The 2,087-nt window shown below is 58.5% G+C and carries 2 protein-coding genes; both read right to left on the minus strand.

The genetic code is table 11. The features are described from left to right. On the minus strand, positions 1-397 hold a 397-nt coding region (locus tag WB528_RS22370), incomplete at its 3' end, for an ABC transporter substrate-binding protein (RefSeq protein ID WP_423890767.1). A gap of 189 nt (positions 398-586) precedes the next feature. Continuing rightward, a partial coding sequence (locus WB528_RS22375) for a molybdopterin cofactor-binding domain-containing protein (protein WP_423890769.1) occupies positions 587-2,087 on the minus strand: 1,501 nt, incomplete at its 5' end.

Here is a 2,087-nt window from a genome sequence, read left to right on the forward strand (position 1 = left end):
TCTTTATACCGCTCTTCTCGGCATAGATGACGCCGTTCGGATTGCGCTGGTAATAGCCCATCACGCACTTCACCGGCAGTCCTTTGGCGACAAGCTGCATCATCGTCCCGCCATCGACTGAGGCGAATTCTCCATTTCCATGGCCGAGCGCTTGTGCGACATTGGCGGAACCATTACCCGGCTGAACGGTGACATCGAGTCCCTGATCCTTGAAGAACCCATTCTTGACACCCGCATAAAACGGCGCATGATAGGCGCTCACAACCCAATCCATCCGGACGGTCACCTTTTGCAGATCGGCGGCACTGGCAACGCTTGCACCAGAGATAACGATCGCCGAAAATACAGCGCTGGGCTTTGCCAGACTTTTCACGATCCGAAGGGCTCTTTTCGACATTGGTTTGCTCTTTTTCTCGCGTCAATTGTTTGACGAGCTTAGGAACTTTAACGGCTGAACGCGCCTCTCAAGCAGAGGATGAAGGATTTCACCGGCTGCATTCGTTGTCAATCGCACGCGTCGCCACGCAGGCGCGGTAGGCGGCCGGCAGGACCTCGACTCGCATCACACAACGAGCCGGACTTGCATTTAGGCCGCGGACCACGCGATCCGAGCGATCTGCTCCGGCTTCACTGGAGTGGTATTGAACTCCGCCTTAAACGGTGTCAGCGCATCGGAGACCGCGTTGGCGATGACCACCGGCGGCGCAATTGCGCTGCCCTCGCCCACGCCCTTCACCCCAAACGGGTTCAGTGGCGACGGATGGTGCAAATGGATGATATCCAGATGGGGTATGTCGCTCGCCGTCGGAAGCAGGTAATCCATGAAGGATCCGGTGAGGAGTTGGCCGTCAGAATCGTAAGCGAACTCTTCCAATAATGCTCCGCCTAAGCCCTGAGCCGTACCACCGTGGATCTGGCCCTCGACCAGCATCGGGTTCACTACCACGCCGCAATCGTGGGCAATCACATATTTCTCGATCTTGATCCGTCCGACCTTCACGTCCACATCAACAATCGCTGCATGCGTGGCATATGACCAGGTGACAGTCGGCGGCTCGTAGTAATAAGTCTCTTCGAGTCCGGCCGGCATTCCAGGCGGCCTGCCATTATCCCATCCAGGACGCGATGCTTTCGCAACACTTGCGAGCGTCACTTCATTCCCTGGAACGCCGATGATGCCGACACAACCGTTGCGCAGTTCCAAGTCTTCCGGTGCGCATTCCAGCATTTTGGCCGCAATGGCGAAGACTTTCTCACGCAGCGGCGCGCTGGCGTGATGGATCGCAGCCGACAGCGTCACTGTGCTGCGGCTTGCAATCGTGCCGAACCCCATTGAAACGGCCGAAGTATCGGCAAGCGCCATGACGACATCGTTCGGGTTGACCTTCCAGGTATCGGCGACGATCTGCGAAAAGATCGTCTCCATGCCTTGACCTTGCGGACAAGCGCCGGAGGCCACGTATACCTTTCCGGTCGGATCGATCCGAACGGTCGCACTTTCGAATGGACCAACACCGGTCCCCTCGACATAGCAGCCGATCCCAAGTCCGAGATAGCAGCCTTGCCGGCGCGCCTCACGCTGCCGCGCGCGAAACGCGTCGATACCTCCCACGGCGTCCAGCGCGCTTTGCAGCGCCTTGGGATAGTCGCCGCTGTCGTAGACGATCGGTTCGCCGTCGCGATAGGGAATGCCGAGCGGATACGGCATCTCTTCAGTGGGCACGAGATTCGTCATTCGCACCTCGGCCGGATCCCGGCCAAGCTCCACTGCTATCAAGTCCATCATCCGCTCCATGGCGAAGCTTGCCTCTGGGCGGCCTGCGCCACGATAAGGTGCGTTCGGTACTTTGTTGGTCGTGGCAATACGGGCGCGAACCGCGAAGTTCTCAAATTTATACGGGCCCGGAAGGTGCACCGCGGTGTTGTAGGCGATTCCGGCCCCGATCGGGTTCCAGGCGCCACAGTCGGCAATGAAGCTGTCGCGGAACGCCAAGAGTCGACCGTTATCGTCGAAACCAACCTCGACATCATGAATCTGATCCCGCGAATGACAGGCGGACATAAAGTGCTCATGGCGATCCTCGATC

Source organism: Bradyrhizobium sp. (genome assembly GCF_049586575.1).
Lineage (GTDB): Bacteria > Pseudomonadota > Alphaproteobacteria > Rhizobiales > Xanthobacteraceae > Bradyrhizobium.